The sequence below is a fragment of the Streptomyces sp. NPDC015125 genome (assembly GCF_043080045.1).
Taxonomy (GTDB): Bacteria; Actinomycetota; Actinomycetes; order Streptomycetales; family Streptomycetaceae; genus Streptomyces.
Window position 1 is genome coordinate 167,902 of sequence record NZ_JBIBVF010000016.1, and the last position, 15,019, is coordinate 182,920.

General features: G+C 72.5%; 1 protein-coding gene. It reads left to right on the forward strand.

Translation table 11 applies throughout. The features are described from left to right. Positions 1 to 8: 8 nt before the first annotated feature. A complete protein-coding gene (locus tag ACF088_RS28265; RefSeq protein ID WP_392378664.1) occupies positions 9 to 14,996 on the forward strand; it encodes a type I polyketide synthase in 14,988 nt (4,995 codons plus the stop codon). Positions 14,997 to 15,019 lie beyond the last annotated feature (23 nt).

Genomic DNA, 15,019 nt, shown 5'->3' on the forward strand with positions numbered 1-15,019 from the left:
GACGCTACATGGACAACGAGGACAAGCTCCGCGACTACCTCAAGCGGGTCACCACGGACCTGCGGCAGACCCGCCGCAGGCTGCAGGAGGTGGAGTCGCGAGAGCAAGATCCCATCGCGATCACCGCCATGGCCTGCCGTCTTCCGGGCGGGGTGCGCTCTCCTGAAGAGCTGTGGCGGCTGGTGGCCGAAGGCACTGACGCCATCGGGCCCATGCCGACCGACCGCGGCTGGGACGTGGACAAACTGTACGACCCGGACCCCGACCGGGCGGGCAGCAGCTATGTGCGGCAAGGCGGCTTCCTCTACGACGCCCCGGAGTTCGACGCCGGCTTCTTCGAGATCTCCCCGCGCGAGGCCCTGGCGATGGACCCGCAGCAGCGTCTCCTCATGGAGACCTCCTGGGAGGTCTTCGAGCGCGCGGGCATCGACCCGACATCGGTACGGGGCAGCGGAGCAGGCGTCTTCGTCGGGTCGAGCAATCAGGGCTATGCCGCTGCCGCAGACGGGAGCACGGCCCCGGAGGGTGTCGAGGGTCATCTGCTGACCGGCGGATCGGCAGCCGTGCTTTCCGGGCGGCTCGCCTACAGCTTCGGTCTTGAGGGGCCGGCGGTCACCGTGGACACCATGTGCTCCTCCTCCCTGGTCGCCTTGCATCTGGCCGTTCAGGCACTGCGGCACGGAGAGTGCGACATGGCGCTCGCGTGCGGAGCCACCGTGATGTCCACGTTGCGGAACTTCGTGGAGTTCAGCCGGCAGCGGGGGCTGGCACGGGACGGGCGGTGCAAGCCGTTCGCCGCGGCCGCCGACGGCACCGGGTGGGGCGAAGGAGTCGGCGTCCTGCTGTTGGAGCGCTTGTCACAGGCACGTAGCAATGGCCACCCGGTGCTGGCGGTGATTCGGGGCAGCGCCACCAACCAGGATGGTGCGTCGAACGGGCTCACCGCGCCCAACGGTCCCTCGCAGCAGCGGGTGATCCGGGCGGCACTGGCCAATGCCGGTCTGTCGGCGGGTGCGGTGGACGCCGTGGAGGCGCACGGTACGGGGACGTCGCTGGGCGATCCCATCGAGGCGCAGGCGCTGCTTGCCACCTACGGGCAGGACCGGGACGGGGGCCGGCCGCTCTGGATCGGCTCCCTCAAGTCGAACATCGGACACGGGCAGGCCGCTTCCGGCATCGCCGGAGTGATGAAGATGGTGCAGGCGATGCGCCACGGCGTGCTGCCGGCGACGCTCCACATCGACGCGCCGTCACCTCACGTGGACTGGTCGACGGGGAACGTCCGCCTGCTCACGGAGGCGATGCCATGGCCCGAGACCGACGCGCCGAGGCGGACCGGGGTGTCGTCCTTCGGTGGCAGCGGCACCAACGCCCATGTCCTGCTCGAACAGGCACCGGTGGAGGAACCTGCCGACGAACAGCCCGCAGAGGACACTCCCGCAGCGGCCGCTCCCGCAGCGGACGCGGCGCCCGTCGCGCTGCCCTGGGTGATCTCCGGGCGTTCCGCGACGGCCTTGCGTGCGCAGGCAGACCGACTGGCTTCGTGGGCGGAGACCGCCGGACAGACGCCGGCGGAGACGGGGCATGCGCTGGTGGCCTCGCGTGCGGCCCTGGAGCACCGGGCCGTGGTGGTGGGGTCCGACCAGGACGCATTGGCCGCCGGACTGCGTGCCGTGGCGGAGGGCGAGACACCCGCCGGTGCGGTGGTCGGCGATGCCGGAGCCCTGGAGGGCGACGCCGATGTGGTGTTCGTCTTCCCGGGCCAGGGGTCGCAGTGGGTGGGGATGGCGGTGGAGTTGTTGGATTCTTCGCCGGTGTTTGCGGGTCGGTTGGCGGAGTGTGAGGCGGCGTTGGAGCCGTTCACTGACTGGTCGTTGCGTGAGGTGCTGCGTGCGGCCGAGGGGGCCCCGGGGCTGGACCGTGTCGATGTGGTCCAGCCGGTGTTGTGGGCCGTGATGGTGTCGTTGGCGGAGGTGTGGCGTGCCCATGGTGTGGAGCCTGCGGCGGTCGTCGGTCACAGTCAGGGGGAAATTGCCGCGGCGTGTGTCGCCGGGGCGTTGACTCTGGAGGACGGCGCGCGGGTCGTAGCGCTGCGGAGCAAGGCGATCCGCGCGCTGTCGGGTCGTGGCGGGATGGTGTCCGTGGCTCTTCCGTCGTCCGAGGTGGCGGACGTGATCGAGCCGTGGGGCGGTCGACTTTCGATTGCGGCGGTCAATGGCCCCACGTCCGTGGTGGTCTCCGGTGATGCCGGTGCGCTCGATGAGCTGATGGATGTGTGCCGGGAGCGTGAGGTGCGTGCGCGGCGGGTTGAGGTGGATTACGCCTCGCATTCGGCTCATGTGGAGGCGATCCGTGCGGAGTTGCTGGAGGCGCTCGCGCCGGTGGTGCCGCGTCCGGCCGAGGTGCCGTTCTTCTCGACGGTGACGGGGGAGTGGCTGGACACGGCGGAGATGGATGCCGGGTACTGGTTCACGAATCTGCGGCAGACGGTGCGGCTGGAGCCTGCGGTGCGTGCGCTGCTGGCTGCGGATCACCGGGTGTTCGTGGAGGTCAGTCCGCATCCGGTGCTGACGATGCCGGTGCAGGAGACCGCCGAGGCGGCGGGTGCGGATGCCGTGGTGACGGGGACCCTGCGTCGTGATGACGGCGGTCTGTCGCGGCTCTACACCTCCCTCGGTGAGCTGTATGTGAACGGCGTGGACGTCGACTGGTCCCCCGCCTTCGCCGCGCCCCGGCCCGGAGTCGTCGAGCTGCCCACGTACGCCTTCCAGCGTCGCCGTTACTGGCTGGAGTCGGGTCAGTCGTCAGCGGCCGGTGTGGTGGATCCGGTGGATGTGCGGTTCTGGGAATCGGTGGAGCGTGCGGATCTGGAGGGTCTGGCGGCGACGTTGGGTCTGGCGGATTCGGGGGCTTTGGGCGAGGTGTTGCCGGCGCTGTCCTCGTGGCGGCAGGGCCGGCAGCAGCGGAGCACGGTCGACGGCTGGCGCTACCGGATCGCCTGGCGGCCCCAACCCGAGCCGGAACAGGGCAAGGTGTCGGGCACCTGGCTCGTCGTCGTGCCCGCCGACTACCTGGACGACGACCTCGTACGCGCCACTCTCCAGGGCATGGGGGACAACGGCGCCGAGACCGTGCTCCTCGTCCTGGAGGAGTCGACCACCGACCGTCAGGGCGTGGCCGATCAGCTGCGCAACTCCCTCACGGTCGGCGTCCTGAGCGGCGTCGTCTCTTTCCTCGCCCTGGACGAGCGGCCCCTGACCGGGCACCCCGAGGTCACCGTGGGACTGGTCCAGTCCGTGGCCCTGATGCAGGCGCTCCTCGATGCCGCCGTCGAGGCTCCGCTGTGGCTGCTCACGACCGAGTCCGCCGCCACCGGTGCCGCCGACGACGACGTCCGGCACCCGCTCCAGGCAGCCGTCTGGGGCCTGGCCCGGGTGTTCGCCCTGGAGCACCCCAAGCAGTGGGGCGGCCTCGTCGACCTGCCCGCCGAACTCGACGACCGTGGGGCGGCCCTGCTGTCCGGGGTCCTCGCCGCGGGCGGGGACGAGGACCAGCTTGCCCTCCGCGGCTCCGCACTCCTCACCCGCCGGCTGACCCGCGCCCCACTGGACAGCGAGCCGGCCACCCCCTGGCGCACCAGCGGAACCGCGCTGGTCACCGGCGGTACCGGTGGCCTCGGTGCGCACACCGCCCGGCTGCTCGCCCGTAACGGAGCCGAGCATCTGGTGCTGACCAGCCGACGAGGCCCGGACGCACCGGGCGCGGACGAACTGAGCGATGAACTCGCCGAGTTGGGCGCTCGGGTCACCATCGCCGCCTGCGATGTGACGGACGCCGATGCGCTGGCCGAGCTGGTCGCCCAGGTCGAGTCCGACGGCCCGGCCATCCGCTCCGTCGTGCACACCGCCGGAGTCGGTCTGCTCGTGCCGCTCGCCGACACCACACTGGAGGAGTTCGCCGAGGGCGCCCGGGCCAAGCTGCTCGGTGCCCGCAACCTCGACGCGCTCTTCGACCGTGATGGACTGGACGCATTCGTCCTGTACTCGTCCGTCGCCGGCACCTGGGGCAGTGGCGATCACGGAGCCTACGCCGCGTCGAACTCCTACGTCGACGCGCTCGCGGCACACCGGCGCGCCCGCGGTCTGACGGGCACCTCGATCGCCTGGGGCATCTGGAGCCCGGAAGGCGGCGGGATGGCCGTCGAAGTGGTCCAGGAACAGCTGCGCTGGCGCGGCATCCCGTTCATGCCGGCGCACCTGGCCGTACTGGGGCTCCAGCAGGCGCTCGACCACGATGAGACGTTCCTCGCCGTGGCCGACATCGACTGGGAACGCTTCGTCCCCGTCTTCACCGCCGCGCACCGCCGCCCGCTGCTGCACGAGGTCCCCGAGGTACTGCGGGCACTGGAGGCCGACGAGGCCGACACGGACGCCGCCGAGAACACCTCCGAGTCGCTCCGCTCCCAGCTCGCCGGGCTGGTTCCCGCCGAACGGGAGCGGCAGCTCTCCGACCTCGTACGCAAGCAGGTCGCGGCCGTACTCGGGCACTCGGACACCTCGGAGGTCGAGGTCGGCCGGGCCTTCCGCGAGCTGGGCTTCGACTCCCTCACCGCGGTGGAGCTGCGCAACCGGCTCAACACGGCCACCGGCCTGAAGCTCCCCGCCACCGTGGTCTTCGACCATCCGACCGTGAAGGCGCTCGCCGGGCATCTGGAAACCATTCTGGTCGGTCACGGTGCCGAGGGCGTCGGCACCGCCCTGCCCGCACCGGCCGCCACTCCGGAATCCGCGGCCCTCGCCGCGTCGGCCGAGGACGACGCGATCGCCATCGTGTCCATGGCCTGCCGCTACCCGGGAGGCGTGCAGTCGCCCGAAGACCTGTGGCAGTTGGTGCGGGACCGGACGGACGCGATCTCGGAGTTCCCCGCCGACCGTGGCTGGGACCTCGACGGGCTCTACGACCCGGACCCGGACCGTACCGGCACCTGTTACGTCCGCGAAGGCGGATTCCTCGACGCAGCCGGTGACTTCGACCCCGAGTTCTTCGGGATCTCGCCGCGCGAGGCCCTGGCCATGGACCCGCAGCAACGGCTCCTCCTGGAGACCTCCTGGGAGGCGATCGAGCGCGGTGGCATCGCCCCCGGAACGCTGCGGGGCACTCCGACCGGCGTCTTCTTCGGGGCCGCCTACCAGGGATACGGCAACGGCGAGGCCCCCGAAGGACTGGAGGGGCACCTCATCACCGGAACGGTGACCAGCATCGCCTCCGGCCGCATCTCCTACACGCTCGGGCTGGAAGGCCCTGCGGTAACGCTGGACACGGGCTGTTCGTCCTCGCTGGTTTCGCTGCACCTGGCCGTGCAGGCGCTTCGCTCCGGGGAGTGTTCCCTGGCGATCGCCGGAGCCGCGGCCGTGATGAGTGAACCGATCGGCCTCGTGGGCTTCAGCCGGCAGCGCGGGCTGGCGCGGGACGGCCGGTGCAAGCCGTTCTCGGCGTCCGCCGACGGCATGGGCATGGCAGAGGGCGTCGGTGTCCTGCTGGTGGAACGCCTCTCGGACGCCCGCCGCAACGGCCACCGAGTGCTGGCGGTCGTCCGCGGGACGGCGGTCAACCAGGACGGTGCCTCCAACGGTCTCACCGCGCCCAACGGCCTGTCCCAGCAGCGGGTGATCCGTGCCGCGCTCGCCAATGCCGGTATGTCGGCCGGTGAGGTGGATGTGGTGGAGGCGCACGGTACGGGGACGTCGCTGGGTGACCCGATCGAGGCGCAGGCGCTGCTTGCCACGTACGGGCAGGAGCGGGAGGCGGCGGACCGGCCGCTGTGGCTCGGCTCGGTCAAGTCGAACATCGGACACAGCCAGGCCGCATCCGGCATGGCCGGTGTCATCAAGATGGTGCAGGCGCTGCGCCACGGCGAGTTGCCGGCGACGCTCCATGCCGACGAGCCGTCGCCGCACGTGGAGTGGGCGTCGGGCGCGGTGGAACTGCTGACCGAGGCTCGGCCGTGGACCGTGGAACACGGCCGTCCGCGCCGCGCCGGCGTCTCCTCCTTCGGTGTGAGCGGGACCAATGCGCATGTGATCGTGGAGCAGGCGGAGGAGGCCGAGCGGGCGGAGGAGTCCGAGCGGGCGGAGCCGGCTGGGGAAGGGGAGTCTGCTGCGTCGTGCTCGTCCTCGTCCTCGTTGTCCTCGCCTTCGCCTTCGCCTTCGCCTTCGCCTTCGCCTTCGTCTTCGGCGTCGTCTTCGGCTCCGGGCGGAGTGCTCGTGCCGTGGGTGGTGTCGGGACGTTCCAGTGAGGCGTTGGTGGCGCAGGCGGAGCGGTTGGCGTCGCGGGTGGCAGAAGGCGGCCTTTCGCCGGTTGAGGTGGGTTGGTCGTTGGTGGCGTCGCGGTCGTCGTTCGAGCACCGGGCGGTGGTCGTGGGCTCCGATACCGCTGAACTAGCTGCAAAGCTGCGAGAGGTGAGCCCCACTACGGCGGTGGCCGACCCGGGCAGGACGGTGTTCGTCTTTCCTGGTCAGGGGTCGCAGTGGGTGGGGATGGCGGTGGAGTTGTTGGATTCTTCGCCGGTGTTTGCGGGTCGGTTGGCGGAGTGTGAGGCGGCGTTGGAGCCGTTCACTGACTGGTCGTTGCGTGAGGTGCTGCGTGCGGCCGAGGGGGCCCCGGGGCTGGACCGTGTCGATGTGGTCCAGCCGGTGTTGTGGGCCGTGATGGTGTCGTTGGCGGAGGTGTGGCGTGCCCATGGTGTGGAGCCTGCGGCGCTCGTCGGGCACAGTCAGGGGGAAATTGCCGCGGCGTGTGTCGCCGGGGCGTTGAGTTTGGAGGACGGCGCGCGGGTCGTAGCGCTGCGGAGCAAGGCGATCCGCGCGCTGTCGGGTCGTGGCGGGATGGTGTCCGTGGCTCTTCCGTCGTCCGAGGTGGCGGACGTGATCGAGCCGTGGGGCGGTCGACTTTCGATTGCGGCGGTTAATGGCCCCACGTCCGTGGTGGTCTCCGGTGATGCCGGTGCGCTCGATGAGCTGATGGATGTGTGTCGGGAGCGTGAGGTGCGTGCGCGGCGGGTTGAGGTGGATTACGCCTCGCATTCGGCTCATGTGGAGGCGATCCGTGCGGAGTTGCTGGAGGCGCTCGCGCCGGTGGTGCCGCGTGCGGCCGAGGTGCCGTTCTTTTCGACGGTGACGGGGGAGTGGCTGGACACGGCGGAGATGGATGCCGGGTACTGGTTCACGAATCTGCGGCAGACGGTGCGGCTGGAGCCTGCGGTGCGTGCGCTGCTGGCTGCGGATCACCGGGTGTTCGTGGAGGTCAGTCCGCATCCGGTGCTGACGATGCCGGTGCAGGAGACCGCCGAGGCGGCGGGTGCGGATGCCGTGGTGACGGGGACCCTGCGTCGTGATGACGGCGGTCTGTCGCGGCTCTACACCTCACTGGGCGAGCTGTATGTGCGCGGCGTGGAAGTGGACTGGTCCCCGGCTTTCGCGGCGCACCGGCCGCGACTCGTGGAGCTGCCCACCTATGCCTTCCAGCACCGCCGCTACTGGCTCGAATCGCACAAGTCCGCAGCAGGTACGGCCACGTCGGGACCCGTCGATGCCGCAGACGCCCGCTTCTGGGAGACCATCGAGCGCGAGGATGCGGAGGCTCTCGCCGAGAAGCTCGGGTTGTCCGACGACGGTGCGCTGCGCGAGGTGCTGCCCGCGCTGTCCCTGTGGCACAAGCAGCGGCAGCAGCGGAGCACGGTCGACGGCTGGCGCTACCGGATCGCCTGGCGGCCCCGGCCGGAGCCCGAGCGGACCCGCTTGGACGGTACCTGGCTGGTCGTCGTGCCTGACGGACACCAGGACTCCCCTGTGGCCGAGGGCGTCGTCCGCGCGCTCGGGGCGGGCGCCGTGGACATCAGGACCCTGATCGTCGGAGCCGAGGACGCCGACCGGGAACGGCTCGCGGGCCGGCTGCGGGACGAGGCCGCGACGGGGGACGGGACCATCGGCGGGGTGCTGTCCCTCGCCGCCCTGGACGAGCAGCCGTGGACCGTCACGGAGTCCCTGCCGGCCGGGCTGGTCCTGATGACGTCGCTGCTGCAGGCGCTCGGTGACGCCGGGATCGACGCTCCGCTGTGGTGTGCGACCCGTGGTGCGGTATCGGTCAACCGTGCCGATGCCCTCGCGCACCCGACGCAGGCGATGGCGTGGGGACTGGGCCGGATCGCCGCGTTCGAATATCCGCAGCGGTGGGGCGGACTCGTCGATCTGCCGGGCGAGTTGGACGAGCGGGCCGGCCGACGGCTGATCGCCCTGCTGGCGCAGGATTCCGGTGAGGACCAGGTGGCCTTGCGTGCTTCCGGTGTCTTCACCCGCCGGATGCTGCGTTCGCTGCCGGGTGACCGGCCGGCCGGGGAGGGCTGGCGGCCGCGCGGCACCGTCCTGGTGACCGGTGGTACGGGCGCGTTGGGCGGGCATCTTGCCCGCTGGCTCGCCCGCAACGGTGCGGAGCACCTCGTACTCGTCAGCCGCCGGGGCCCCGAGGCGCCGGGCGCCGCGGAGCTCGTCGAGGAGCTTGCCGGGCTCGGCGTGCGGGCGACCGTGCGGGCGTGTGACGTCAGCGACCGGACGGCGGTGACGGCACTCCTCGGGAGCCTGCCGCCGGAGCAGCCGCTGACGGCTGTGGTGCACACCGCGGGAGTCCTCGACGACGGGGTGATCGACCAGCTCACCCCGGAGCGCGCCGCGACCGTGTGGGAGCCCAAGGCGGGGGCGGCGTTCGCCCTCCACGAGGCGACCCGGCAGCTGGACCTGTCGGCGTTCGTCCTCTTCTCCTCCATGGCGGGCACGCTCGGCGGCCCTGGCCAGGGCAGCTATGCGGCGGCGAACGCCTGCCTGGACGCGCTCGCCCTGCAGCGCCGCGCGGAAGGGCTGCCCGCCACCTCGATCGCCTGGGGAGCCTGGGGCGGCGGCGGTCTGGTGGGCGAGGAGCTGGCGCAGCGGCTCCGTCGTGACGGAGTGCCGCCGATGGATCCCGACCTGGCCGTCTCCGCCCTGCAGAGCGCCCTGGACGAGGACGAGACGTTCCTGGTCGTCGCCGATGTCGACTGGCGCAAGGCCACGGCCCGGCGGGTGACCGCGGTGTGTGAGCTGCCCGAGGTGCGGGCGTCGGCCGGCGAGGGGACCGAGGAGGCCGCAGGGCGCGGCGATGCCGCGCCGTTCGTCCTGCGGCTGCGGGAACGTGCCCCGGGGGAGCGGCGTGCGGCGCTGCTGGACGACGTACGGGCCGAGGCCGCCGCCGTCCTCGGCTACGACCGGCCCGACGCGATCCCGGCCGACCGGGCGTTCCGCGAGCTGGGCTATGACTCGCTGACCGCCGTCGAGCTGCGCAACCGGCTTGCCGAGGCGACCGGCCTCCGGCTGCCGGTCACGCTGGTGTTCGATCATCCGACGGCGGCCGCGCTCACGGCGTTCCTTCACGACGGACTCTTCGGCACGGTGCCGGAGAGCACGAACCCGGCTGCACCTGTCGCCCCGGTCGACGACGATCCGGTCGTCATCGTGGGGATGAGCTGCCGCTATCCGGGCCGGGCCGACTCGCCCGAGGAGCTGTGGCGGCTCCTCGACGAGGGGACCGACGCCGTCTCGGGCTTCCCCACCAACCGCGGCTGGGACATCGAGCGGCTCTACGACCCGGACCCCGACAAGCCGGGCACCTGCTACGCCCGCGACGGGGGGTTCCTCTACGACGCGGACCACTTCGACCCGGCGTTCTTCGGGATCGCGCCGCGTGAGGCGGTCGCGATCGATCCCCAGCAGCGGCTCCTCCTGGAGACCTCCTGGGAGGCGATCGAACGCGCGGGCATCGACCCGGACACGCTCCGTGGCACGGCGGCCGGGGTCTTCGTCGGCTCGAACTACAACGACTACGGCTCCCGTGCACACACCGCCCCGGAGGGCATGGAGGGATATCTGGCGACGGGCAGTGCCAGCAGCGTCGCCTCCGGCCGTATCGCGTACACCTTCGGCCTGGAGGGCCCTGCCGTCACGGTGGACACGGCGTGCTCGTCGTCGCTGGTCGCACTGCACCTGGCGACCCAGGCCCTGCGGTCCGGCGAATGCACCCTCGCGCTGGCCGCCGGTGTGACGGTGATCTCGACCCCGCAGACCTTCATCGAATTCAGCAGGCAGCGGGCGCTCTCTCCCGACGGCCGCTGCAAGGCGTTCTCGGCGGATGCCGACGGCGCCGGATGGGCCGAGGGCGTCGGTGTCGTCCTGTTGGAGCGGCTGTCCGAGGCCCGCCGGCGCGGACACCCGGTGCTGGCCGTCGTCAAGGGCACGGCCGTCAACCAGGACGGCGCCTCCAACGGTCTGACCGCCCCCAACGGGCCGTCCCAACAACGCGTCATCCGGCAGGCGTTGGCCACCGCAGGACTGGCCGCACCGGACATCGACGCCGTCGAGGCCCATGGGACCGGCACCCCACTCGGTGACCCGATCGAGGCCCAGGCCCTCCTTGCCACCTACGGCCAGGAACGGTCCGCGCAACGCCCGCTGTGGCTCGGCTCGGTCAAGTCGAACATCGGCCACACCCAGGCCGCGGCCGGGGTCGCCGGAGTCATCAAGATGGTGCAGGCGATGCGGCACGGTGTGCTGCCGCGCACCCTCCACGCCGCGCGGCCGTCGCCGCACATCGACTGGTCGGCGGGGAACGTACGCCTGCTGAGCGAGCCGCAGGAGTGGCTGCCGGGCGACGGCCCGCGCCGGGCAGGCGTCTCCGCCTTCGGCATCAGCGGCACCAACGCACATGTGATCCTGGAGGAACCCGAGCCGGTGGCCGTCGAGCCCGGCGCCGCACCACAGGACCGCCCGGCGGCCGCCGACGCCCCGGCGGCAGTCGTCCCCTGGCTGCTGTCCGCACGGGGCGTCACGGCCCTGCGGGCCCAGGCCCGGCGGCTGGTCGAACACCTCGCCCGCCACCCCGACCTCGCGCCCGCCGATATCGCGCTGTCCCTGGCGACCTCGCGTGCCGCGTTCGAGGACCGGGCGGCCGTACTCGGCCGGGACGCCGGTGAACTGACCGAGGCGCTCCGGGCGTTCGCGGAAGGCCGGGAGCACCCGAGGGCCGCCGTGGACCGCGCCCGCCCCGGAAAGCTGGCCTTCCTCTTCCCGGGCCAGGGCTCGCAGCGCGCCGGGACCGGACGGGCCCTCTACGCGACCCACGACGCCTTCGCCGACGCCCTGGACGCGGTCTGCGCACACCTGGACGGCCATCTCGACCGGCCCCTGCGCGAGGTGCTGTTCGCCGAGCCCGGCACGCCCGACGCGGAACTGCTCGACCGCACCGTCTACACCCAGGCGGCCCTGTTCGCCCTCGAAGTCGCCCTGTTCCGGCTGCTCGAAAGCTACGGTGTGCACCCGGACCTGCTGCTCGGCCACTCGATCGGTGAACTGGCCGCCGCGCATGTCGCCGGGGTCTTCTCCCTGGCCGACGCCTGCCGCCTGGTCGCCGCCCGCGGCCGGCTGATGCAGGCCCTGCCCGCCGGCGGCGCCATGGTGTCCGTCCAGGCGGCCGAGGAGGACGTACTGCCGCTGCTCGCGCCCTACGAGGAGCGGGTCGTGATCGCGGCGGTCAACGGGCCGTCCGCCGTCGTCCTCAGCGGCGACGACGACGCCGTCACCGAGGTCACCGGACAGCTGGCCACCGCGGGCCACCGGACCAAACGGCTGCGGGTCGGCCATGCCTTCCACTCCGCCCACATGGACGCGATGCTCGACGAATTCGCGTCCGTCGCAACCGAGTTGACCTACCAGCCGCCGGCCGTCCCCGTCGTGTCGAACGTCACCGGCCGCCCGGCCACGGCCGAGGAGCTGTGCAGCCCCGACTACTGGGTACGCCATGTACGGCAGGCGGTCAGGTTCCACGACGGGATGCGGACCCTGGAAGAGCTGGGCGCGCGGACCCTCCTCGACCTCGGGTCGGGGGTGCTGACCGCCATGGCGGACGAGTGCCTGAGCACGGACGGGATCTCCGCCGGTGCACTCCTGCGCCGGGACACCGACGAACCGGAGTCGCTCACCACCGCGCTCGCCCGGCTGCATCTACAGGGCCACGGCCCGGACTGGGACCGCTGCCTCGCGCCCTCGGGCGCCCGGCGGGTGCCGCTGCCGACCTACCCGTTCCAGCGGCAGCGGTACTGGCTGGAGGCCGGCACGGACCTGACGGACGTGTCCGCCGCCGGGCTGGAGGCGGCAGGCCATCCGCTGCTGGGCGCGGCCGTTCCGCTCGCCGATTCCGACGGCGCCCTGTTCACCGGGCTGCTCTCGGCGGGGCGTCAGCCGTGGCTGGCCGACCACGCCCTGGACGGCACGCTGCTCTTCCCCGGCACGGCATTCCTGGAACTGGCACTCCAGGCCCGCGAACGGACCGGCGCCGGCCACCTGGAGGAACTCACCCTGCAGGCCCCGTTGGTGGTCCCGGAGGACGGTACGGTGCAGCTCCAGCTCACCGTCGGCGAGGCGGACGAGGCGGGCCGGCGACCGGTCTCCGTGCACTCGCGCCCCGCGCCCCGCACGGATGACGAGGAGCAGCCCTGGACCCGGCACGCCGAGGGCACCCTCGCCGACGGCCCGCCCGAGCGGCGGACACCCGCCGACCTCACTGCCTGGCCCCCGCCCGGCGCCGACCCGGTCGACCTGTCCGGCCTGTACGAGCACACCGCCGCGAGCGGCTTCGCCTACGGACCGGCCTTCCGCGGTCTGCACGCCGCCTGGCGCCGGGGCGACGAGGTGTTCGCCGAGGTCACCCTGCCCGAGCAGTACCGCGACGCCGGCTTCGTCCTGCATCCGGCGTTGCTCGACGCCGCCCTGCACACGGTCGCACTGGCCGCACCCGACACCGAACGGGCCGTGCTGCCTTTCAGTTTCCGGGAGGTCACCGCGGCAACGGCCGCACACCCGGACGCCCTGCGGGTCCGTCTCGTCCGGCAGACCGACGACACCTACGAAGTACACCTGGCGGATGCCGCCGGTACCCCGCTCGCCGCGATACCGGCGCTCGTCCTGCGACCGGTCGACTCCGCACAGCTGGCCGCCGCCGGACCGAAGCCGGCCGACCTGTACCGGATGGACTGGGCGGACCTGGCGATGAGCGGACAGCCGGCCGAACCGTATGCGGTCATCGGGACGGACGGGATACCGCACGTACCCGGAGGCCACGGCGCCCGGTACGAGGAACTGGCCGCGCTGGCCGCGGCCGTCGACGCCGGGGCCGAGGTGCCCGGCACGGTCCTCGTCGGCTGCCCGCAGACCGAGGGCGACCCGGCCGGGGCCACCCGACGGGCCGTGCACCACGCACTGGAGGTGGCGCAGGCCTGGCTGAACGATGAGCGGTTCAGCGCCTCGCGACTGGTCCTGTGCACCCGCGACGCCGTGGCCGACCGGGCCGGCGCGCCGGTGTCGGGACTGCCGCAGTCGGCCGTCTGGGGCCTCATCCGCACCGCCAAGGCCGAGAACCCGGGACGCTTCGCCCTGCTCGACCACGACGGCACGGCACCGTCCGCGGCCGCGCTGCCCGCCGCCCTGGCGACCGGTGAACCCGAGATCGCCCTGCGCGACGGCGCTGCCCGGGTGCCGCGCCTGGTACGGGCCCGGGCGGCCGAGCCGTTCCGGGGCCTCGGCACCGGCGGAACGGTGCTGATCACCGGGGCCGGCGGCATGCTCGGCCGGCTCGTAGCCCGTCATCTGGTGGCCGCTCATGGCGTGCGCAGCCTGCTGCTCGCCAGCCGCCGCGGGCGGACCGCGGAAGGGATGCCCGAACTGGAGAAGGAGCTGCGCGAACTGGGCGCGGAGGTCGACATCGCCGCCTGCGATCTCGCCGACCGGGACGACACCGCCCGGCTGCTGGCGTCGGTATCCGCCGAACGTCCGCTCACCGCGGTGGTCCACACCGCGGGCGTCCTCGACGACGGGGTGATCGGTTCGCTCACCGCGGACCGCATGGACACCGTGCTGCGGGCCAAAACGGACGCCGTACTCCACCTCGACGAGCTGACGCGCGACCTCGACCTCACGGCGTTCGTCCTGTTCTCCTCGCTCGCCGGGACCTTCGGCGGCGTCGGGCAGGGCAACTACGCGGCGGCGAACGCGTTCCTCGATGCCTTCGCCCATGCCCGCCGGGCAGCCGGCCGGCCCGCCATCTCCCTCGCCTGGGGCCTGTGGGCCGAACGCAGCGGGATGACCACCAAGCTGGACGAGACCGACCTCCACCGGATGGCACGGGGCGGGGTGCGGCCCATGCCGTCGGAACAGGCGCTGGCGCTGCTCGATGCCGCACTCGCCACCGAAGAGCCGTTCCTCGTCCCGGCCAGGCTCGATATGGCCGCACTGCAGAACGCGGCCGGCGAGACGCCCCCACTGCTGCGGTCGCTGACCCGGCCGCGGCCCCGGACCCCCGTCGGCCGGCCGGGCCCCGCGCCCGCCGCGGAAGCCGAACAGCTCTGCACCCGCCTCGCCGCGCTGCCGGAGACGGAGCGGCGCCAGGCGGTGCTCGACGCCGTCCTGGGCCAGGCCGCGCTGGTCCTGGGGCACACCTCGGCCGAGGCGATCGACCCCGAACGCGGCTTCCTGGACCTGGGCTTCGACTCGCTGACCGCCGTCGAGCTGCGCAACCGTCTCACCACCGTGACCGGGACCAGGCTGCCCGCGACCCTGCTGTTCGACTACCCCGAACCGGACGGACTGGCCGATCACCTGCTCGGCAGGCTGGCCGCCGCAGTGGAGCAACAGCCGCCCCACGGCGGCTCGGTGTCCGACCCGCTCGACGCCTGGGAGGCACAGACCGCGCGGCTCATGGACGACACGGCCGCCAGGGCAGCGCTGCGCAGCCGGCTCCAGGGACTCATGGACCGGCTCGACAGCCTCCCCGAGGACGCGGACGCCGCGTTGGAGAGCCGACTGGGCCAGGCGTCGGACGACGAGCTGTTCGACTTCATCGAGAAGGAACTCGGCGGGTCGTGAGCCGCTGAGCGCCCGTACACCGG

Coding starts and splice junctions, on each gene's coding strand:
- ACF088_RS28265 (WP_392378664.1), top strand. CDS start 9: ATGGACAACGAGGACAAGCTCCGCGACTACCTCAAGCGGGTCACCACG.